Here is a 21,767-nt window from a genome sequence, read left to right as displayed (position 1 = left end):
TTAACTATTTTGCGTTAAAATAGAGTGAGAAGGTAGTACTCTATAAAAGAGTAAACCACTTTCACTCAGGAGGTGAAAAGAAATGATGCTGTTTTTAGTATTTGGTTTTATTTGTTTAGTCATGATGTTATTTACAAAAACCTATTATCTATATGGAGGGTTGAGTGTTCTCAGTTTTCTCGTATATTTTATCATTATGGGAAATGGAACATGGATTACTCTTCTATTATTTTTAGTGGGAATTTTGTTAATGATTTTAGAAGTTTTTGTACCCGGGTTTGGACTGATAGGAATTACCGGAGCCGCCATGCTGGGATTTGGTTATTTCTTAAATTATTCAAATTTATGGGAAAGTATTTTCGATTTATCCGTTGCGATTGTTGTAGCGGTTGTAACAGCTTATATCCTTCTGAAAAAAGGTTATAAATTTTTACCTGGAAAAGTTAATCTTGTATTGAGTTCTTCCACGAACAAGCAAAAAGGATATTCTTCAGGAAAAGATTATACTCTATTTTTAGGGAAAACAGGGACAGCATTAACTACTCTACGTCCTTCAGGGAAAGCAGATATCAATGGAAAAAACTTGGATGTTGTAAGTAATGGACCGATTATCTCAGAAGGTGCTTCCGTTCAAGTGATTAATGTAGAAGGTATTAAAATAACAGTCAAGGAGTTGTAAGAATGAATACTTTACCAGAAGGATTAATAGGAATTATCGTTATTGCAGTAATTGTCTTACTAGTACTATCATTATTCTTCCGTTTTGTACCAGTAGGTCTTTGGATTACGGCATCATTTTCAGGTGTTAAACTAAAAATATCAGATTTGATTGGGATGCGTTTAAGAAGAGTATCACCAAGTTTTATCGTTCAACCCATGATCAAATCAACAAAAGCAGGTTTAAATATTGATATTAATGAATTAGAAGCTCACTATTTAGCTGGTGGGGATATTAATATGGTTATCGATGCATTGATTGCGGCACAACGAGCTAATATCGACTTAGAATTTGAGCAAGCAGCAGCAATTGATTTAGCTGGAAGAAATGTTTTTGAAGCTGTACAAGTAAGTGTTAATCCTAAAGTTATTGAAACACCAATTATTGCCGGTGTTGCGATGAATGGGATCGAAGTAAAAGCAAAGGCCAAAGTAACAGTACGTGCAAACATTGAACGTTTAGTTGGAGGAGCTGGAGAAGAAACAATTATCGCCCGTGTTGGTGAAGGGATTGTTACTACTGTTGGTTCATCAGCGACTCACTCAGTAGTAATGGAAAACCCGGACTCAATCTCTCGCACGATTTTGCGCAAAGGTTTAGACTCTGGTACTGCTTTTGAAATTCTATCCATTGATATCGCTGATGTGGATGTAGGTCGTAATATTGGTGCAAAACTACAAGCAGAACAAGCAGAAGCAGACAAACGTGTAGCACAAGCAAAAGCAGAAGAAAGACGTTCGTTTGCGATTGCTGAAGAACAAGAAATGATTGCTGAAGTACAAAGACAACGTGCTAAAGTTGTAGAAGCAGAAGCAAAAGTACCTCTAGCACTAGCAGAAGCTTTGCGTAATGGAAACATTGGTGTGATGGATTACTATAAAATGAAAAATATTAATGCAGATACTGATATGCGTAATTCGCTTTCTGGGCAAAATTACGATAGAAGTGATTCTGAATGAATCTGATCATAGTCATCATACCGATTTTATTTCAAATTTTAATTGTTATTTTAGCGGGGTTGGCTTGGTTTAGTTTCATAAAGAATATAATAGGTGGTTCAAATAAAAAAAGAAGTACGCAACAACAGAAAAAAAATGAACGCCCCCAGTCTATGAATAGAGGGGGATACAAGCGAGTCAACGTCGAAGGACTGATGCTTCGAAACCTATTCGAAACTCTTCTCAGAGCCAAAGAACGAACACGCAGCGTCCTATATTAAAAGATACCAGTTTGTCATCTCTAAATGCGAAGAATATTGTGGAAAATCTTTTCAAACAAACCCCACAAGAACTCTACCGTTTATTGGTAAACAATTTACCTACGCAATATCATCAAGAAATTAAAAATATCTTTAACACAAAAAGTTGGAAAAGAAATTTATGGAATTTTGTAAGAAGGAAAGATGTTTGGCCTCTCATACAGGAAGCTTTGAAGAGTGAGGTTACCGAACGTATCGATCCAGTTGATGAAATAAAATCATACCCAAGAAATAAACCAATCGCACGTGAAAAAGTAATCGATATGCAAACCAATCAGGAGAGCATCTTGGAAACTGATTTTGAAAAAGAGTACGATTCTTTTACTAAAATGTATGATGATATATCTGATTCACTTACGTTCGATTCTCTTGCTCCAGTTGTTGAAGAAAAATTAGTTGTTTCAAAAAAACAAAGCAAGAAAAATAAAGATTATTCCGATAATAAGAAATGGTTGAAAAATGCAATTCTATCGAAAGAAATATTGGATAGGCAGAGCTACTAAAATAGAATCGTAAAAGAGAAAGGAGTTCAAAAGTGTCCCAGTCAATAGGTGTGAATATGATAGCCTTTCAAGAAGAACTAGTAGAAGGAAATAAAAAGCAATGGGAATTTTTTAATGAGCTACGTGCATTGGAAGTTCCATTTGTTGAAGTTCGCCGTGAGTTTTTTCGAAATTTCGATAGTGAACTAAATATGACTAGAGAAAAAGCAAAATTAAAAAACTTAAAAGTATACTACTCGGTTCCAGATACATTGTTTGTAGCAGGTAAACTTAACGAACAATTAGAAGTCTATTTGCAAGAAGCAAAAGATCTACATGCAAAAAGACTGAAATTAACGTTAGGAGAGTTTGAGAGTTTTTCAGATTCTATTGTAAAAAAATTAAATCAGTATTTGGAGCGTTTTCCTTCCGTTCAGTTATCTATTGAAAATGATCAAAGTGAAAAAGGTGGCAGTGCTGAACTCCTTTCTTTATGGATTCTAAAGGCTCACCAATATAAAATTCCTGTGTCTATCATTTTTGATACTGGTAACTTTGCTTTTATCGGAGAAGTTCCTGAGCAATCTGCTAGAATTTTAAATGACTTTGTTGACTACATTCATATAAAAAATGTGAAGATTCAAAAAAATAGAGAAATAGTTCCTACACTCTTTAATGAAGGGGATATAGATTTGTCTTCTGTATTGGATACATTTCGTTCAGACAAAGAAGCAGCAATTGAATATTCATGTGGAAATAAAGAAGAAGCTATAGATGTATTGAAAAAAGAGCTACAAATTATTCGGTCCATTTAAACTCTTTCGAATATGTGGGCGAGCCTTTCTTTAAAGTGAAGGGCTCGCTCCTATTTTTTATTTCACGGACTCATTCAGCTGTGTTATACTTATTTTTTGACTAGTTTATGGAAGGAAGAACAATAGTGACAGAACCAGCAATCCGTTATCGATTAATAAAAAAAGAAAAACATACTGGTGCTCGATTGGGAGAAATCATTACTCCTCACGGGACTTTTCAAACACCAATGTTCATGCCAGTTGGAACTCTAGCAACTGTTAAATCAATGTCTCCCGAAGAGCTAGATGAGATGGGATCTCAAATTATATTAAGTAATACCTATCATTTATGGTTACGTCCAGGAGCCGACTTGGTAGAAGAAGCGGGTGGGCTTCATAAATTTATGAACTGGGACAAAGGAATTCTAACTGATTCTGGTGGTTTTCAAGTATTTTCTTTATCAGAAAATCGGACCATTACAGAAGAGGGTGTTCATTTCAGAAATCATTTGAATGGATCCAAAATGTTTCTCTCACCAGAAAAAGCAATACAGATTGAAAATCAGCTAGGAGCAGACATTATCATGAGCTTTGATGAATGTCCGCCTTTTTCTGAAAGTCATGATTACATTAAGAAGTCTGTAGAAAGAACAAGCAGATGGGCAGAACGTGGCTTAAAGGCACATCAAAAGGCTGATACCCAAGGTTTATTTGGAATCATTCAAGGAGCTGGCTTTAAAGATTTGCGATTGCAAAGTGCAAAGGAATTACTTTCAATGGATTTTCCTGGCTATTCAATTGGTGGCCTATCCGTTGGAGAAACGAAAGAAGAAATGAATCATGTTTTAGATTACATTACTCCTGAGATTCCTGATGAGAAACCTCGTTATTTGATGGGAGTAGGAGCTCCGGATTCTCTGATTGATGGAGTGATTCGTGGAATTGATATGTTTGACTGTGTCTTACCAACTCGAATTGCTAGAAATGGAACATGTATGACGAGCCAAGGAAGACTAGTCGTTAAAAATGCAAAATATGAACGAGACTTTAGACCACTTGATGAAAAATGCTCCTGTTATACTTGTCGTAATTATACACGTGCTTATATCCGTCATTTATTTAAAGCAGATGAGACATTTGGTATGAGGCTAACAAGTTACCACAACCTGCATTTCTTAATTAACTTGATGACCAATGTGCGACAAGCGATTATGGATGATAATCTTTTGGAATTCAGAGAAGCTTTTATAGAAGAATATGGCTATAATAAAGAAAATGCCAGAAAGTTTTAAATGGGACTGTAAAGATGCACCCATGTTTGGTACAGTATATAGTAGTAAAAAATATTAGAAAAAGAATATGGAGGAAATAACATGCCACAAAGTACAATAATGATGGTTCTATTTTATGCTTTAATTTTTGGTGTAATGTATTTCATTTTGATTCGCCCTCAAAAAAAACAGGCGAAAAAAACAAAAGATATGTTGGATCAAATCAAACCAGGAGATAAAGTTGTTACAATTGGTGGGCTTCATGGAGTAGTAGATGAAGTAAACTTAACAAATAATACAGTTATCTTGGATTGCGAAGGAATCTTCTTAACGTTTGAAAAACGTGCGATTTCGCGAATTGTTGATGTATCAACCATTGCTACAAATGACGGAATAGTAGAACAATCGGATGTAGAAGAACCAGCAGATACAGTTGTGTTTGATGATACTGAAGATTCTGATGAAACCAACCTATGATCTGAAGATATTGAAATCATGATGGAGTGGAATACGGATGAATGAAGAGCATACTGATTTTTATGATGAATTACTTCCCTGGTTTAATTACAAGGTAACGGAATTTTCCAAAGAGGGGTACGATAACATAGAAGCAAAAGAATTATATATTTGTTTCAAAAATCATGTATGGAAACATTCAGTTCCGTCTTATTACTACCAAAGGGTTTTTGATATTATGAATTTTACGGTCAATCAATTTTTTGATTTTAAGACTTTAGAAGCACAAATTTATCAAGTTTCATCATTAGACGAAATAAATTTTGAAGAATTTTTATAAGAAGAAGACCTTGTCCAAATAGATAAGGTCTTCTTCTTTTTTGGCGACATTGCTAATTACTTCACAATGGAAACGGTTTCAAAAAAAAGGATAAATGTATGTCGAAAAGCTTTTGTAACAGCTAAATTAAATATAGTGAAAGAAATCACATTTACCTATTTACATTTGGTTCAACTTGTTTTATAATTACTTGTGAAAAGGATATCAAACTTTAGGAGGAAATTAAATGAGTACAAATATTAAATCTAAGAAGGAAAACAAAAAAGAAATCACCACTGAAGAAATTATTTCAGGGTATACAGATAAAGGTCTACAAGCATTAGAAATTTTGGAAACAATGAACCAGGAAGAAATAGATAAGATTGTTCATCACATGGCACTAAGTGCACTTGATCAACATATGCAATTGGCAAAGATGGCTGTGGAAGAAACAGGACGCGGTGTTTATGAAGATAAATGTCTAAAGAATATATATGCTTCTGAAAATATCTGGCATGCAATCAAGAAAAATAAAACAGTTGGAATTATTGAAGACAACGAAATAGACCAAATTATTAAAGTTGCCGCACCATTAGGAGTTATTGCTGGAATCATTCCAACAACCAACCCAACTTCAACTACTATTTTTAAAGCTTTGATTTGTATGAAAACAAGAAACCCAGTTATTTTCTCTTTCCACCCAAGTGCAGAACAGTGTTCTAAGAAAGCAGCTGAAATTTTATATCAAGCAGCTTTAGAAGCAGGCGCACCTGAAGGATGTATTCAATGGGTTGATGGAGTTAGCATGGAGAAAACAAGTACACTGATGAATCACCCTGACGTTGCTGCTGTACTAGCTACTGGTGGATCCGCAATGGTTAAGGCTGCTTATTCTACTGGGAAACCAGCATTAGGAGTTGGACCAGGAAATGTACCTTCTTATATCGAAAAATCTGCAAATGTAAAAAGAGCGGTAAATGACTTAGTAATTTCTAAGACATTCGATAATGGAATGGTTTGTGCATCTGAGCAAGCAGTAATCGTTGACAAAGAAATTTATGCAGAAGTAAAATCAGAATTCTTAAAACGCAAAGCTTATTTCGTAAAAGATAGCGAAAAAGCACAATTAGAAGATGCAATGATGAATGAAACAAAAACAGGTGTAAAGAGTCAAATCGTAGGGATGCCTGCAGTGAAAATTGCTGCTTTGGCTGGAATTGAAGTTCCAATAGAAACGAAGATTTTAATTGTTGAATTACCAGGTGCAGGTGAAAAGTACCCTCTATCTAGAGAAAAATTATCTCCAGTCTTGGCAATGATGGAAGCAACTTCAACCAAACACGGATTTGCTCTATGTAAAGATATGCTGAATTTAAATGGATTAGGTCACTCAGCATCTATTCATACAAGAAGAGAAGATTTTGTAAATGAATTTGGAAAAGAAATGAAAGCATGTCGAATCTTAGTTAACTCTCCTTCAGCACAAGGAGGAATCGGTGGACTTTACAACAATAACCTTCCTTCATTGACTTTAGGATGTGGTTCTTATGGACGGAACTCAGTATCTGGGAACGTAACTTCCTTTGATCTCCTAAATATTAAAACTATCGCAAAAAGGAGAAATAACATGCAATGGATTAAAGTACCAGACCGTATTTACTTTGAAGAGAACTCTGTTCGTTACCTACGAGATATGCAAGATGTAGAACGTGTATTTATCGTTTGTGATGAAGGGATGGTTCAATTAGGATATGTTGATGTTGTTATTGAACAACTAAAAAAACGTACCAATAAAGTAGTTTATAGCATTTTCTCTGATGTAGAGCCAAATCCTACTACGAAAACAGTTGAACAAGGAACCAATAAAATGAGAGAGTTCGAACCAGATACCATTATTGCAATCGGTGGAGGATCTCCAATGGATGCAGCTAAAGCAATGTGGTTATTCTACGAACACCCAGAAAGTAATTTCTTTGGAGCAAAACAAAAATACTTGGATATCCGTAAACGTACATATAAAATTAACCGTATGGAAAAAGCAAGTCTTGTATGTATCCCAACAACATCAGGTACTGGTTCTGAAGTAACACCGTTTACTGTTATTACGGATAGTGAAACACACATTAAGTATCCTTTAGCAGACTACGCTTTGACACCAGATGTGGCTATCATTGACCCACAATTTGTGTATAGTGTTCCTAAACCAGTTGTTGCAGATACAGGAATGGATGTATTGACACATGCAATTGAGTCTTATGTATCTGTTCTAGCAAGTGACTACACTAAAGGCTTGAGCTTACAAGCAATTAAATTAGTATTTGAGAATTTAAAAAATTCTTATGAGTATGGCGACAAAGAATCTCGTGAAAAGATTCATAATGCATCAACAATGGCTGGAATGGCTTTTGCAAATGCGTTCTTGGGAATTTCCCACTCACTAGCTCACAAAATCGGTGGACTATGGGAATTAGTACATGGTAGAACAAACGCAGTACTTCTACCTCACATTATCCGTTACAATGCATCAGAACCTATGAAACTTAGCATGTGGGCAAAATATGAATACTTCCGTGCAGATGAAGATTATGCAGATATCGCTCGCTTTATTGGTTTGAAAGGTGAAACAACTGAAGAATTAGTAGAAGCTCTTGCACAAGCCATTACACAACTTGGAAAAGACGTTGGTATTAAAATGAGCTTCCAAGAACAAGAAGTACCAGAAGAATGGTTACTTAAAGATGGAGACAAAATTGCAGAGCTTGCATTTGAAGACCAATGTACAACTGCAAATCCAAAACAACCATTAATTAGTGAATTAAAAGAAGTTCTTTACTCAGCATATTACGGAAAATAATAATTTTAAAAAGAATCTGGTTCTAAACCAGGTTCTTTTTTGTCTTTTATAGCTATAAATCTTTTATGGGTTGATTTTGAAAATCAAAAAAAGTATACTAGAAGTACATATTTAGGCGTGCCTAAAAAAGAAGGAGGTTAGGTGATGACTCCACAAAAGGAAGATTATTTAAAAGTCATTGTAGAACTAGGAGGAGACAAAGAACTAGTCAATAATAAGTTAATTGGAAAAGCACTTTCCGTATCAGCTGCCTCCGTAACGGAGATGTCTTCTAAACTTCTTAAAGAAGGGTTTATTTCACATATTCCTTATCAAGGGGTTAAAGTTACTGAGAAAGGCTTGCTAATCGCAAACCAGGTGATTAGAAAGCATCGTTTATGGGAAGTTTTTTTGGCGGAACAACTAGGATTTTCTTGGGATAAAGTTCATGAAATTGCTGAGAAATTGGAACATGTTTCTTCAGGAGAATTAATTGATCGATTAGACCAATACTTAGGTTTTCCAAAAACAGATCCTCATGGTGGAATGATTCCAGACAGAGAAGGAAATATTCCTGATGTTGATTCCTATCAGTTGTTTGAATTGGAGATAGGGCAAAACTTTACTATACTAGAAGTGGATGACGAAACGGATTTTCTTCAATACCTTTCTGCTAAAGGAATTCATTTAGAAAAAGTTTATACGATAAAAAAAGTTGAATCTTTTGAAGGCCCCATTTCTTTTTATGATGAAAACAATAATGAATATCAAATTTCCTTTAAAGCGGCATCCAAACTTACCGTAAATAAATACTAGATAAAAAGAGTGCCTAGAATGATTGGAGCAAGGAAATGGAATACGGATTACTGACATTTAAAGAATTAGATAATGACTTGAATCGTAAAATCATCCATATTGATATGGATGCCTTTTATGCTTCTGTAGAAGAAAGAGATAATCCTTCTCTGAAAGGAAAACCTCTTGTTATTGCTAATGATCCAAGAAGAACAGGAGGTCGTGGAGTGGTAACGACTGCAAACTATGTGGCTCGTACCTATGGAATCCATTCCGCAATGAGTTCTCAAAAAGCATTTGAACTTTGTCCTCATGCTCTTTTTATTCCTCCACGAATGGACTACTATCGATCTGTTTCTTCTGATATACGAAATGTCTTTTTAAAATATACGGACACAATTGAACCTTTATCATTGGATGAAGCGTATTTAGATGTTACTCAAAACAAAGTGAATATTCCTAGTGCTAGTATTATTGCTAGAAAAATTCAAAGTGAAGTTTGGAAAGAAGTAGGTCTTACTTGTTCGGCAGGAGTATCCTATAATAAATTTCTTGCTAAAATGGCCTCAGATTTTAAAAAACCGGCGGGACTTACGGTTATTACTCCTAAAGATGCTCAAAATTTTCTTTTTGAATTGCCAATTGAAAAGTTTTATGGAGTCGGAGAAAAAACTGCTGAAAAATTAGTACAGTTAAATATTAAAAATGGGAAAGACTTATTTGGACTTTCTGCCAATCAATTGATTGATGATTTTGGCAAAATGGGTTATGTTCTTTTTCGAAAAGTTAGAGGAATCGATAACAATCCTGTTACTTCAAATCGTGAAAGAAAATCTTTAGGCAGAGAATTAACGTATAGCCCTTTTTTAACACAAGAAGAACAGGTAGAAGAAGAAATCCGTAAACTTTCCTATACGGTATCTCAATCGTTGGAAAAACATAAAGTACATGGACAAGTAGTGGTTTTAAAAATTCGTTATGCCGATTTTTATACAGTGACCAGACAAAAAAGTTTTGTGGATTATGTAGGAAGTAAAGAAGAAATCTTTTCAAAAGCTATAGCTTTGTGGGAAGAGCATGGAGAAATAGACAAAGAGATCCGATTGTTAGGAATAACTCTCACACAACTAGCTCCTCGATCTTATACAAATATCCAACTGCCACTATGGAAGACAACTAAATTATAAAGAAAAAAGAAGATTCTCTGGATCTTCTTTTTTTGTGGAGTAAAGCTTTTTTTCATGGTACGATAGTAAATAGTGATACAGTTTTAAACAACAGACCATAACAGAAAGGGTGCTTCCTATGAAACTATCATGGCATGGACAATCTTGTGTGGCTATAACGTTGGAAAATGGTAAAAAAATATTAATAGACCCTTTTATTACCGGAAATGATTTAAGTGATTTAGACGCAGAAACAGTAGAATGTGATGTAATTATGATTACACATGGACACAGTGATCACATTGGAGATACCGAATCGATAGCGAAACGAACGGGTGCTCTTATTGTATCGAATGTAGAAATTGCAGATTTCTTAAGTTCTAAAGGATTAAATACACACGGGATGCAACCGGGTGGCGGTCATCAATTTGATTTTGGATATATTAAAATGACCCCAGCTATTCATGGGTCAGCATACCCCATAGATGGAAAACTATTTACATTAGGATTGGCAGCAGGGCTTTTGTTCCATCAAAACGGAAAAACCATTTATCATGCCGGAGATACAGCACTGTTCTCAGATATGAAGTTAATTGGAGAAGATTTCCCAATAGATATAGCCTTTTTACCAATTGGAGATAATTTTACAATGGGTCCAGTGGATGCTGCAAAAGCAGTTTCATTCTTGCAAGCTAAAAAAGCAGTGCCGATTCACTATAATACATTCCCACTAATTGAACAAAATCCAGAAAACTTTACCTGCTTACTTGAAAAGGATGTAGGAATCATCCTCCAACCAGGAGAATCAATAGAAATATAGCAGACGTTTAGCTAGGAGTATGGAGAGGAACAATAAATGGCAACCAAACATGAGCAAATTATTCAATACATTGAAACACTACCAGTAGGTGAAAAACTATCGGTACGTTCGATAGCTAAAAGTTTAAACATGTCAGAAGGAACTGCCTATCGAGCAATCAAAGATGCAGAAAACGAAGGGTTAGTTTCTACGATTGAAAGAGTTGGAACGATTCGAATTGAACGCAAATCAAAAGGGAGTATTGAGACCCTTTCATTTGGTCAAATTGCCAATATTATTGAAGGCGACGTTCTGAGTGGAAAAGAAGGCTTAGAAAAGACACTCAGTAAATTTATTATCGGTGCGATGCAGCAAGATGCAATGGATCGCTACATATCACCTGGCTCCTTAATGATTGTTGGAAACCGAAATAACATCCAAAAATATGCCTTAGAAAAAGGGGCAGCAGTGCTCATTACGGGTGGATTTGATACAGAGGAATCGATTTTAAAATTGGCAGACGAAGTAGAAATGCCCGTTATTCGCACAACATACGATACATTTACCGTAGCAACAATGATTAACCGGGCGATGACAGACCAACTTATCAAAAAAGAAATTATGTTAGTAGAAGATATTTATACAAGACTGGAAGAAACACGATATCTTGAGATTGATAGAACGATTTTAGACTATCGAAACTTAAATACAGAGAGCAAACATTCTCGTTTTCCAATTGTGAATCATAATATGCGTTTAATCGGCATGATTACTGCAAAAGATACACTAGGAAAAGCAGATAGTATTTCTATGGAACGAGTGATGACAAAAGATCCTGTTACTGCTAAGACCCATATGAGTGTCGCCAGTGTGGCACACCGAATGATCTGGGACGGACTAGAAGTTCTACCTGTTGTAAAAGACAATTTACAGTTGCTGGGAATTATTTCAAGACAAGACGTCATGAAAGCCATGCAGCTTGCTCAACGACAGCCGCAAATTGGAAATACAATTGAAGATCAAATTAATGATAGTATTGAGATTTGTAGACACCCACTGGTTACGAGCGATTTTCCAATTTATCGCTTTGTCGTAACACCACAAATGACAAACAATATGGGAACTGTTTCTTTTGGTGTTTTATGTGAAGTAATCTCAAGTGTTACAAAAAAAATACTGTTTGCTTTCCAAAAAAGAAATGCAGTAATTGAACAAATGGATGTTCATCATTTCAAAATGATTCAAATTGATAGCACCATTGAAATTAGAACCAATGTATTTGAAGTTGGAAGACGTTCATCCAAACTAGATGTGGAAGTCTATCTAGAAAATTCGATTGTTGCAAAAGCAATCGTTGTTTGTCAAATGATGGAGAGAACATGAGAGAGGACTACTATACCCTGATGAAAAAAAAATTCGAAGAAATATATGCTGAGATAGAAAAAAATGATTCCATTATTATCCATCGACATGTTCGACCCGATCCAGACGCACTGGGGTCACAAAGAGGACTCGCTCTTCTTATCAAAAATAAATTCCCCGATAAAAAAGTGTTTACGGTTGGACAAGAAGTAGATGGTCTTTCCTATTTAGGAACTATGGATGAAGTATCAAATGAGATTTTTCCAAATTCTTTAGTAATTTTAACGGATACGGCTAATCGACCTCGAATTGATGATAAACGTTATTCTAAAGGAAATAAATTAATCAAGATAGATCATCATCCGGATGAGGACGTTTATGGAGATATTAGTCTAGTGAACACGAAAGCAAGTAGTTGTAGTGAAATTATTGCAGACTTTTCTTTTTATCTAGATGAACGACTCCCTATGACTGCCGAGTCAGCTCGATTACTGTATGCGGGTATTGTAGCAGATACAGGTCGTTTTCTTTATCCAGCAACGACACCTCATACGCTGGAGGTTGCATCCAAACTAATGGAATTTGATTTCTCTGCATCAGAAATTAGTCAATTGATGAATACCAATACGAAAAAGGTAGCGTATCTATCTGGTTATGTGTTACAAAATATAATGATCAGTGAAGAAGGTGTCGCTCATATTATTTTGACTCAAAACATGTTGAAAGAATACAAAGCGAGTGATGAAGATACAGCACCGCTAGTATCTTTACCTGGAACGATAGAAGGCGTGCTTTGTTGGGCAATTTTTGTAGAACAACCTACTGGAACGTATCGCTGTAGATTACGTTCAAAAGGGCCTGTCATTAATGAAATTGCTAAACTTCATGATGGAGGAGGACATCCTTTAGCAAGTGGTGCAAATGCTGCAGATCAAAAAGAAATCGAAGAGATTCTTGCTCAATTTGAAGAACTAGCTAAAAATTGGAATACAAAACAATAAAAGAAAGAGAGCTGAGGAAATCTCAGCTCTCTTTCTTTTATTGTTCCAATTACTCCATATTTGTATAGGAATGATTTTCACCGTTTTTAGGACTCCAATTAAATTCAATCCAGTCAAAATGATCTTCTTTTAATAGGTCGTAACTTGCCTCTGGACCCATTGTTCCACTCTCATATTCATAAGGATCACAGGGTAGTTCGTCCCAAGCATTACGAATATTATCTATAAACCTCCAGGACTGTTCCACTTCCTCCCAATGAGTAAAGTTAGTAGGATCTCCTTGTAAACTATCTAGAAGCAAACGTTCATATGCTTCAGGACTATTCGCTTGTGTCTTTTCATCAAAAATTTGATGCATCCGAATATTTTTGATCTCTGTTCCTTGTCCGATTCTTTTTGAGTTCAATCGCAGAGAAAAACCTTCTAATGGTGAAATGTGAATAGTTAGAATATTTGGTTCTGCAACTTCTTCTACACCCTCATCGGGAAAAATATTCATAGCGACGTGTTTAAATTGTATATGAATATACGTTTCTTTCTGAGCCATTTTTTTACCGGTACGAATATAAAAGGGGACACCAGCCCAACGGAAGTTATCTACATGGATTTTTCCGGCTACAAACGTTTCTGTTTGTGAATCAGCGGCTACCTTTGGTTCTTCACGATATCCCTTTTCGTCTTCATTAGAAGATGTATATTGTCCACGAACAAAATTCCTTCTAACTTCTTCTGGAGTAGTATACAGTCGTAAAGAACGTAAGGCTTTAATTTTTTCGCTTCGTATATCTCTACCATCTAAGGACATAGGTGGTTCCATTACTAATAAAGCTAAGATTTGAAGCACATGGTTTTGCACCATGTCACGTAAAGCACCATTTTGATCATAATAATCGCCACGATCCTCAACGCCAACTGTTTCAGATAAGGTTACTTGAATATTATCAATGTATTTATTATTCCATAGAGCTTCAAAAATCATGTTAGAAAAACGAACGGCAGAGATATTTTGTACCATTTCTTTTCCAAGATAATGATCAATTCGATAAATTTGATCTTCATTAAAAGATCGTCGTAGCTGTTCGTTTAATTTGGTAGCTGATTCTAAATCACTTCCAAAAGGCTTTTCGATAATTAAACGATTAAAGCCTTCTTCAGTCAGTAGGTTTTTATCTTTTAACATATCAGCGATAACGCCGAAGAATTGGGGAGCCATTGCGAGATAAAAAATTCTGTTTCCTTTCAACGAATACTTTTCATCTAATTCTTCAGACAATCGTTTTAACTCTACATAATGTTCGGCATCTTTTACATTATGTGAGATATAGTAAAAATGGGATAAAAATGTATGTAGTTGCTCTGGATCGTCTACTAAATCTTTGACGGAATCAGAAATAACTTCATGAAAATATTCATTGGTCCATTCCCGACGAGCTGTGCCTATTACTGCAAAGTGTTCATTGATATATCCCTTTTTATAAAGTCGAAACAATGAAGGATACAACTTGCGGTGAGCCAAATCTCCTGTTGCCCCAAAGATGGTAAACAGTGCGCTATTTTCGTTAATCATGGGAATCCTCCTCCGTATAATAAAAAACATTCATTGTTTCATTATACTATTAGCATTTTTCATTAGCAACTCTTTAAGTTTACTTCCTTTTCTTATAAATCAATTAATGAATGTGTAAGTATTTCAAGACAACCATTAAGAATAACCATTTTTTTGTGCTATAATGACACAGAAGAAAAAAGAATATTTGAGGTGTAATAAATGAATTTTGAAAAATATAAACTAAAACCATTTTTGCTGGAAGCTATTTCCCAATTAGGGTTTCAAGAACCAACCGAAATACAAGAAAAAATTATTCCTATTATCCAAAACAAAAAAAGTGTAATTGGACAATCACAAACAGGATCAGGTAAGAGCCATAGTTTTCTATTACCATTATTAAACACGATTGACCCAGATAAAGATGAGGTTCAAGTGGTTATAACGTCCCCTAGTAGAGAATTAGCCGAACAACTTTATCAAGCATCTCTACAGCTAGTAGAAGGTGCTCCAAAAGAAATTAGAGTTTCTAATTTTGTAGGTGGAACGGATAAAAAACGTCAAATTACAAAACTACAAAATATACAGCCACATATTGTAATTGGAACTCCAGGAAGAATTTTGGACCTAGTAAGTGAACAAGCTTTAAAAATTTATACTGCAACTTCTTTTGTTATTGACGAAGCAGATATGACATTAGATTTAGGATTCTTACATGATGTGGATGAAATCGCCACACGATTACCAGCCGAATTGCAGATGTTGGTATTTTCTGCGACAATACCTAATAAGCTACAGCCATTCTTAAAAAAATATATGGAGAATCCTGAAATTGTAAAACTAGCACCTAAGGATATTATTGCTCCTACGATTGAGAACTTGTTATTAGCAACGAGAGGTCAAGAAAAAATAAATGTCCTTTCAGAAGTATTATCGTTAGGTCAACCATATTTTTCTCTTATTTTTGCAAACACAAAACAAAAAGTAAATGAAATTGCAAAAGGACTACAAGAACGAGGATTTGAATGTGCAGTTATTCATGGTGACGTTCCTGCGCGAGAAAGAAAACGAATCATGCGACGTATTCACAACTTAGAATTCCAATTTCTTGTAGCAACCGATTTAGCAGCTAGAGGAATAGATATTGAAGGAGTTTCTCATGTTATTAACTATGAAATCCCGAGAGAATCTGAGTTTTTTGTTCACCGTATTGGACGGACTGGAAGAAAGAACATGCCTGGAACAGCGATAACTTTATATGGACCGGATGACGAAGGGTCTGTACAAGTTTTAGAAAATATGGGAATTATTTTTAAAGCAGTCCGTATAAAAAATGGAGAGCTTGTAGAAGTAGAGGATCGTAATAGAAGAGAAAAACGACCAACCAAAAAAATCGAAGAGCCAGATCACCGAATAAAAGGGATGGTAACGAAAGCAAAGAAAAATATCAAACCTGGATATAAACGGAAATTGAACGAGCAAATTAAACGACAAGAAGGCAAACAAAGACGTATGAAAAACAACAAAAAATAATGAACTGTTTTTATAATGAATTATTGGAAGGAATGTAAAGATGCTATTTGATGAAAGAATACTAAACTATGAGTTTAAATTAAATGATACAGATGATTCTATCATTAGTTACTTACAGAAGAATCGCTTGCAGATTCATATGCTTTCTATCAAAAAAATAGCAGAGGATCTTTATATTTCTCCAAATTCAATTACAAGATTAAGTCATAAATTAGGTTATGATGGTGTTTCTGAATTGAAGATTGCATTAAAAAATGAAACTCAAAATAAAGTAGATGAAGATAATAATCAAAAGAATCTACTCAATAAAACGTTTGAGCTAATTGATCATGAACGAGAAGAAAAAATTATTCGCCATTTTCTTGCAGCAAAACGAATTATTTTTTTTGCAGTAGGACAAACTGCTTATCCTACAAAAATCTATGTAAAAAGCTTTCAAATTCTAGATGGGAAAAGTGTTTTTTATACCTATCAACATGAAGTTCTATATGAAAATGAAAGTGATGAAAAAAAGTTTTTGTATTAGTTAGTTTATCCGGAGAAACAGAACAACTAGTCAAAATAGCTACTGCTATTAAAAATAAAAACCATACACTTGTATCGATTACTACGCTCTCAGACAATTCTTTACAAAAATTAGCAGATTATTCACTTTTTTGTTATTCTCCTGCTAAATTTTTAAAAGGATATAATATTACAGATAAGGCACCTTTATTAGTTACATTAAACTCTCTGTTTGAAAAATATCAACAGTATGTGTAAATATACACAGGTTTATAAGAAAAAAAATGAATAGTGTGGAATAGAAAGGGGTTTCCTAGAAACTCCTTTTTTTCGTGCTATTCTTAGTTCATAAGAAAGAGGAGGGAAAACAAGATGGATCTCAAAAAAATAACATCACCAGAATTAATTCACTTGGACGTAGACGTAAATTCAAAAGAAGAAGTTTTAGAACTAATGGTACAGTCCCTATACGAAAATGGGAAAATTCATTCCGATAAAGAGTTTATGAAAGCGATTTACGAAAGAGAGGCACTCTCTGCAACTGGCTTTGAAAATGGTTTAGCTATTCCTCACGGGAAATCCAAAACAGTTAAAGAAGCTTCGGTAGCAGTTTTTCGTTTAAAAAATGAGCTTACTGATTATGAAAGTCTTGATCCTAATAACAAAGTAAAATTACTATTCATGCTAGCAATACCTGAAGAAGAAGCAGGAAGCACACACTTAACGTTACTCGCTGAATTAGCAACGAGACTTTCTGACGAAAATTACTTTAATCAGTTTCTGACAGCAAGTACCTCTAATGAAGTTTATGAATTGCTTGGCGAACAAGAAAAAGAAGAAAAAGAAGTCATTCAAGATGCAGAAGTATATTTAGGAGTTACCGCTTGTCCTGCTGGAATCGCACACACGTACATGGCAGCAGAAGCTTTGCAAAAAGCAGCAAAAGCAGCAGGAGTAAATATCTTTGTTGAAAAACAAGGAGCAAATGGAATTGAAGACAAGCATACAGCAAAACAATTAAGAGAAGCCAAGGGAATCATATTTGCTGTTGATGTAATTGTCAAAGATCCAGAAAGATATGCACATCTTCCTTCAATTAAAACAAATGTTGCTGATCCATTGAGAAATGCTTCTACTTTAATGGAACAAATTATTGAAAAAGGAAAAAGTTATGATGGTCAAGTAGTAAATAATGACTTTGAAGAAGTAGAGGAAACAAAATTATCCTTTAAAAATGAAGTTAAAAACTCAGTTTTAACAGGTATTTCTTACATTATCCCGATAATTATTGCCGGTGGAATGTTGCTTACCTTTGCTACCTTAGTAACTCAAGGGTTTGGATTACAGGAACTGTATAATACACCAGGTAGTTGGTTGAATATGTATCGTCAATTAAGTGGTGGATTGCTAGGAACTCTAATGGTGCCGATTTTAGCGGGTTATATGTCTTATTCCATTGCCGATAAACCTGGTTTGACACCTGGACTTGCAGCCGGTTTTGCTGCTAATATGATTGGCTCTGGTTTTCTTGGTGGTATGCTTGGTGGTCTAGTTGCTGGTTATATTATGAAGTACATGAAAATTTATATTAAACCAAAAGGTGTTTTTGCAGGTTTTGTAAGCTTCTGGGTTTATCCAGTATTAGGTACATTATTAGTTGGAACGATTATGTTATTTGTTCTAGGTACTCCAGTTACTTGGTTAAATGAACAGCTTGTTTCATGGTTAGATACTCTACAAGGCGGTAGTGCACTTGCACTTGGAGCTGTATTAGGAATTATGGTTTCCTTTGATTTAGGTGGACCTGTCAACAAAGCAGCATATGCATTCTGTATTGCAGCGATGGCAAGTGGCAACTATGTACCGTACGCTGCTTTTGCCTCTGTAAAAATGGTTTCTGCATTCGCAATTACAGGAGCAGTCGTATTTGGAAAAGATTTATATACAGAGCAAGAAAAAGAAATTGGACAACAAACATGGTTACTTGGTTTAGCGGGGATTACCGAAGGGGCTATTCCTTTCATGATGAATGATCTGATAAGAGTTATTGCTTCACTTAGTGTAGGTTCTGCAATAACAGGTGCAATCGTTACTACAGCAGGTGTAGGTCTAAGTGTTCCTGGAGCCGGTATTTTTTCTCTATTCTTATTAGAGAATGTTTCTTCTTTAATGGGAATTGGTGTTTGGCTAGGATCTGCTCTATTAGGAGCTGCTATTTCAACTGTTCTATTAATTCTAACGAGAAAAAATAAGTTATCAAAACTATCTGAAGTTAAGTAAGAAAACATAAATTAGGAGGAAATTAATAATGAAAAAGGTTCATATAGTTCCCCACATGCATTGGGATCGCGAGTGGTACTTTACAACGGAAGAGTCTCGGATTCTATTAGTAAACAATATGGAAGAAATTATGGAGATGTTAGAAACAAATCCTGACTATCCCAATTATGTTTTAGATGGTCAAACGGCTATCTTGGAAGATTATTTTGAAGTATGCCCTGAAAATAGAGACCGTGTTACTAAACTTGTTCAAGAAGGAAGACTGATTGTTGGACCTTGGTATAGTCAAACAGACGAAATGGTGATTGGTGGAGAATCAATTGTTCGAAATCTATTATACGGATTAAAAGATTCGGCAAAATTTGGTAGTCCAATGAAAATTGGTTATCTTCCGGACTCTTTTGGACAAACCTCTCAAATGCCTCAAATTTTAAATGGATTTGATATCAAGTACTCCATTTTTTGGAGAGGAATTTCTGAACATCATGGTACAGATAAGACTGAATTTTACTGGGAAAGTGATGATGGGTCAAAAGTATTAGTTCAATTGATGCCTCTAGGTTACGCGATTGGAAAATATCTTCCACAAGATGAAGAAGCTCTTAAAACGAGAATGGATAAATACTTTGGTGTCCTAGACAAAAGAGCAACAACCAAACATTTACTATTACCGAATGGTCATGACCAAATGCCGATTCAAAAAGATATTTTTGAAGTAATAGAAAAACTTGAAAAAGTTTATCCAGATAGAGAATTTTTCTTGAGTCGTTATGAAAATATCTTTGAAGAAATAGAAAAAGAAAAAGGTTTAGATACAATTAAAGGTGAATTTATTGATGGTAAATATAGTAGAGTTCATCGTAGTATTTTCTCTACAAGAATGGATATTAAAGCAGCAAACACAAGAATTGAAAATAAAATCACTTCGATCCTAGAGCCACTTGCATCTATTGCATATTCATTAGGATTTGACTATCATCATGGATTAATTGAAGAAATTTGGAAAGAAATTATGAAAAACCATGCGCACGATAGTATTGGTGCTTGTTGTTCTGACAAAGTTCACAGAGAAATTATGGCACGTTTTTGGAATGCAGAAGAGCGAACAGATCGTCTCATTGATTTTTACAAACGAAGAATAGTAGATGCAGTTGAAGCAGATAATGATTTAGATCGACTAACTTTATTTAATTTAGTTCCTTATGAACGCACTGAAATATCTACTTCAACCGTTATTACTAAGTTTGATTCCTTTGTACTAGTTGATAAAGATGGTGTTGAAGTTCCTTATGAGCTATTGTCAAAAGAAATTATTGATGCAGGATTGATTGATCGACAAATTGTTCATTATGGTAACTACGATCCATTTTTCGAATATACGATTCAGTTGAACCATCCGTTGCCAGCAATGGGGTATGAAACATTATTTATTAAAGAAGTAGTAGCATCAAAAGAAAAAGTACGAGAAGAAAGTAGTACTTTAGAAACAGATTACTTTACTATTACTCCTCAAGCAAATGGTACATTAACAATGAAAGACAAAGAAACTGATAAAACCTATGAACATGTTCTTCAGCTTGAGAATGTAGCCGATGATGGTGATGAGTATGATTTTTCACCATTACTAGGAGATACACCTATTTATTCTAGTGAGTGTATTAAAAATGCAAGCACAAAAATTTTAAAAGGTGAAAAAGAAGCAGTAGTTGAGATTAGCTATCAATTTGAAGTACCTAAAAGCCTTGAATCTAGAAGATCAATGAAAAATGATAGTTATATCGATGTTACGTTCAAACTAGAAGTTCCTTACAATAAACGAACAATAGGTTTAACCGTTCAATTGAATAACCAAGCGGATGATCAACGATTAAGAATGTTGATACCAACCGGGATCAAAGCTAGTTTTTCATATGCAGACAACCAATTTGGTATGATGAAACGTTCTGTAGTAGACCGTGGGATGGCTGTTTGGGAAGAAGAAGGCTGGAATGAAAGACCAGACCCAATTTACCCATTCTTAAATCATGTATCTTTGTCATCTGAAATAGATTCAGTTACTGTAATGACTAATAGTTCTCGTGAGTATGAAATTATTGGTGATACATTTGATACAATTGCAATTACTCTATTCAGAGGGATTGGAGTTCTTGGAAAAGAAAACTTAGTTCGTCGCCCAGGCAGACCTTCTGGAATTAAACTTCCAACTCCTGATTCTCAAATGATTGGGGAACTTGAACTAGAATTTGCCTTTAGAATTGATAACAGCGAGCTTCAATCGGTAGCGATTGGAAAAATGACGAAAGAATGGCTAACACCAATTGTTAGTTACAACAAAATGGAACATAATGCGATGAAATTAAATCCAGTTTCTTTTGTGGTACCTTCTTCATTCAGTTTATTACAAGTAGAAGCGGATGATAGTGTGTTGAGTACATTGAAAAAAGCTGAGAATTCAGATATGCTCGTATTAAGATACTTTAATCCTACTTCAGAACCATCAACTATTCAGTTGACGAACTTAGAAGATTATACGTTCAGTTCATTGAATTTAAATGAAGAGTTTCAGGCTGATGAAAATAAAAATGTAACAATTAAACCAAATCAAGTCGTTACCATTGGTCTGAATAAAAAATAAAGTTAACTAAAAAAA

The 21,767-nt window shown here is 34.8% G+C and carries 19 protein-coding genes; 18 read left to right on the top strand and 1 reads right to left on the bottom strand.

Going from position 1 to position 21,767, the window contains the following annotated elements:
* Nucleotides 1–82 precede the first annotated feature (82 nt).
* The 13 genes from LZ578_RS07795 to LZ578_RS07735 all read left to right on the top strand — a co-directional run bounded on the left by LZ578_RS07795 (nt 83) and on the right by LZ578_RS07735 (nt 13,254).
* Entirely contained in the window at nt 83–679 is a 597-nt protein-coding gene (locus LZ578_RS07795) for an NfeD family protein (RefSeq protein WP_235144622.1), read from the top strand.
* A gap of 2 nt (nt 680–681) precedes the next feature.
* Nucleotides 682–1,677 (top strand): flotillin-like protein FloA, encoded by a 996-nt coding sequence (floA, locus tag LZ578_RS07790; protein WP_235144621.1) that lies wholly within the window; start codon nt 682–684, stop codon nt 1,675–1,677.
* Nucleotides 1,678–1,975: 298 nt separating this feature from the next.
* A complete protein-coding gene (locus LZ578_RS07785) occupies nt 1,976–2,479 on the top strand; it encodes a hypothetical protein (RefSeq protein WP_235144620.1) in 504 nt (167 codons plus the stop codon).
* A 32-nt stretch (nt 2,480–2,511) separates the two neighbouring features.
* Nucleotides 2,512–3,273: a sugar phosphate isomerase/epimerase gene (locus tag LZ578_RS07780; protein WP_235144619.1), complete on the top strand. Its 762-nt coding sequence runs from the start codon at nt 2,512–2,514 to the stop codon at nt 3,271–3,273.
* Between the two features lie 125 nt (nt 3,274–3,398).
* Entirely contained in the window at nt 3,399–4,544 is a 1,146-nt protein-coding gene (gene tgt, locus LZ578_RS07775; protein ID WP_235144618.1) for a tRNA guanosine(34) transglycosylase Tgt, read from the top strand.
* 81 nt (nt 4,545–4,625) lie between these two features.
* Nucleotides 4,626–5,000 carry a preprotein translocase subunit YajC gene (gene yajC, locus LZ578_RS07770; RefSeq protein WP_235144617.1) on the top strand — a complete coding sequence of 125 codons (375 nt, stop codon included), beginning with the start codon at nt 4,626–4,628 and terminating at the stop codon, nt 4,998–5,000.
* Nucleotides 5,001–5,037: 37 nt separating this feature from the next.
* Nucleotides 5,038–5,319 carry a post-transcriptional regulator gene (locus LZ578_RS07765; RefSeq protein WP_235144616.1) on the top strand — a complete coding sequence of 94 codons (282 nt, stop codon included), beginning with the start codon at nt 5,038–5,040 and terminating at the stop codon, nt 5,317–5,319.
* A gap of 226 nt (nt 5,320–5,545) precedes the next feature.
* A complete protein-coding gene (adhE, locus tag LZ578_RS07760; protein WP_235144615.1) occupies nt 5,546–8,152 on the top strand; it encodes a bifunctional acetaldehyde-CoA/alcohol dehydrogenase in 2,607 nt (868 codons plus the stop codon).
* A gap of 144 nt (nt 8,153–8,296) precedes the next feature.
* On the top strand, nt 8,297–8,947 hold the full coding sequence (locus LZ578_RS07755; protein ID WP_235144614.1) for a metal-dependent transcriptional regulator: 651 nt from the start codon (nt 8,297–8,299) through the stop codon (nt 8,945–8,947).
* 35 nt (nt 8,948–8,982) lie between these two features.
* Nucleotides 8,983–10,113 carry a DNA polymerase IV gene (gene dinB / locus LZ578_RS07750; RefSeq protein WP_235144613.1) on the top strand — a complete coding sequence of 377 codons (1,131 nt, stop codon included), beginning with the start codon at nt 8,983–8,985 and terminating at the stop codon, nt 10,111–10,113.
* A 118-nt stretch (nt 10,114–10,231) separates the two neighbouring features.
* Nucleotides 10,232–10,912: a metal-dependent hydrolase gene (locus LZ578_RS07745; protein ID WP_235144612.1), complete on the top strand. Its 681-nt coding sequence runs from the start codon at nt 10,232–10,234 to the stop codon at nt 10,910–10,912.
* Nucleotides 10,913–10,948: 36 nt separating this feature from the next.
* The gene (locus LZ578_RS07740; RefSeq protein ID WP_235144611.1) at nt 10,949–12,274 is read left to right on the top strand and encodes a DRTGG domain-containing protein; all 1,326 of its coding nucleotides are present in this window, start codon (nt 10,949–10,951) and stop codon (nt 12,272–12,274) included.
* Nucleotides 12,275–12,294: 20 nt separating this feature from the next.
* Complete coding sequence (locus LZ578_RS07735) at nt 12,295–13,254, top strand: bifunctional oligoribonuclease/PAP phosphatase NrnA (protein WP_235144610.1); 960 nt, start codon at nt 12,295–12,297, stop codon at nt 13,252–13,254.
* Between the two features lie 49 nt (nt 13,255–13,303).
* Here the strand turns inward: LZ578_RS07735 and zwf are convergent, their stop codons facing one another.
* Nucleotides 13,304–14,821, bottom strand: coding sequence for a glucose-6-phosphate dehydrogenase (zwf, locus tag LZ578_RS07730; RefSeq protein ID WP_235144609.1), 1,518 nt, complete (start codon nt 14,819–14,821; stop codon nt 13,304–13,306).
* Between the two features lie 201 nt (nt 14,822–15,022).
* Between zwf and LZ578_RS07725 the strand changes: the two genes are divergently transcribed.
* From LZ578_RS07725 to mngB, 5 genes are all read left to right on the top strand, one after another.
* Nucleotides 15,023–16,333, top strand: a complete 1,311-nt coding sequence (locus LZ578_RS07725) for a DEAD/DEAH box helicase (RefSeq protein ID WP_235144608.1) — start codon at nt 15,023–15,025, stop codon at nt 16,331–16,333.
* A 40-nt stretch (nt 16,334–16,373) separates the two neighbouring features.
* On the top strand, nt 16,374–16,859 hold the full coding sequence (locus LZ578_RS07720) for a MurR/RpiR family transcriptional regulator (RefSeq protein WP_235144607.1): 486 nt from the start codon (nt 16,374–16,376) through the stop codon (nt 16,857–16,859).
* A gap of 35 nt (nt 16,860–16,894) precedes the next feature.
* Nucleotides 16,895–17,095: a hypothetical protein gene (locus tag LZ578_RS12720; protein ID WP_396326740.1), complete on the top strand. Its 201-nt coding sequence runs from the start codon at nt 16,895–16,897 to the stop codon at nt 17,093–17,095.
* A gap of 114 nt (nt 17,096–17,209) precedes the next feature.
* Nucleotides 17,210–19,117, top strand: coding sequence for a PTS 2-O-a-mannosyl-D-glycerate transporter subunit IIABC (gene mngA, locus LZ578_RS07715; protein ID WP_235144606.1), 1,908 nt, complete (start codon nt 17,210–17,212; stop codon nt 19,115–19,117).
* A 28-nt stretch (nt 19,118–19,145) separates the two neighbouring features.
* On the top strand, nt 19,146–21,752 hold the full coding sequence (mngB, locus tag LZ578_RS07710; protein WP_235144605.1) for a mannosylglycerate hydrolase: 2,607 nt from the start codon (nt 19,146–19,148) through the stop codon (nt 21,750–21,752).
* Nucleotides 21,753–21,767 lie beyond the last annotated feature (15 nt).

This window comes from Jeotgalibaca sp. MA1X17-3, from assembly GCF_021513155.1.
Taxonomy (GTDB): domain Bacteria; phylum Bacillota; class Bacilli; order Lactobacillales; family Aerococcaceae; genus Jeotgalibaca.
This window is presented reverse-complemented; position numbering and strand designations above follow the sequence as displayed.

Bases quoted from the DNA above. Each gene is read 5' to 3' on its own strand.
- LZ578_RS07735 (WP_235144610.1), top strand. From the start codon at position 12,295: ATGAAAAAAAAATTCGAAGAAATATATGCTGAGATAGAAAAAAATGAT.
- LZ578_RS07755 (WP_235144614.1), top strand. From the start codon at position 8,297: ATGACTCCACAAAAGGAAGATTATTTAAAAGTCATTGTAGAACTAGGA.
- floA (WP_235144621.1), top strand. From the start codon at position 682: ATGAATACTTTACCAGAAGGATTAATAGGAATTATCGTTATTGCAGTA.
- mngB (WP_235144605.1), top strand. From the start codon at position 19,146: ATGAAAAAGGTTCATATAGTTCCCCACATGCATTGGGATCGCGAGTGG.
- LZ578_RS07740 (WP_235144611.1), top strand. From the start codon at position 10,949: ATGGCAACCAAACATGAGCAAATTATTCAATACATTGAAACACTACCA.
- LZ578_RS07725 (WP_235144608.1), top strand. From the start codon at position 15,023: ATGAATTTTGAAAAATATAAACTAAAACCATTTTTGCTGGAAGCTATT.
- LZ578_RS07765 (WP_235144616.1), top strand. From the start codon at position 5,038: ATGAATGAAGAGCATACTGATTTTTATGATGAATTACTTCCCTGGTTT.
- LZ578_RS07745 (WP_235144612.1), top strand. From the start codon at position 10,232: ATGAAACTATCATGGCATGGACAATCTTGTGTGGCTATAACGTTGGAA.
- mngA (WP_235144606.1), top strand. From the start codon at position 17,210: ATGGATCTCAAAAAAATAACATCACCAGAATTAATTCACTTGGACGTA.
- LZ578_RS07720 (WP_235144607.1), top strand. From the start codon at position 16,374: ATGCTATTTGATGAAAGAATACTAAACTATGAGTTTAAATTAAATGAT.
- zwf (WP_235144609.1), bottom strand. From the start codon at position 14,821: ATGATTAACGAAAATAGCGCACTGTTTACCATCTTTGGGGCAACAGGA.
- dinB (WP_235144613.1), top strand. From the start codon at position 8,983: ATGGAATACGGATTACTGACATTTAAAGAATTAGATAATGACTTGAAT.
- LZ578_RS07795 (WP_235144622.1), top strand. From the start codon at position 83: ATGATGCTGTTTTTAGTATTTGGTTTTATTTGTTTAGTCATGATGTTA.
- yajC (WP_235144617.1), top strand. From the start codon at position 4,626: ATGCCACAAAGTACAATAATGATGGTTCTATTTTATGCTTTAATTTTT.
- adhE (WP_235144615.1), top strand. From the start codon at position 5,546: ATGAGTACAAATATTAAATCTAAGAAGGAAAACAAAAAAGAAATCACC.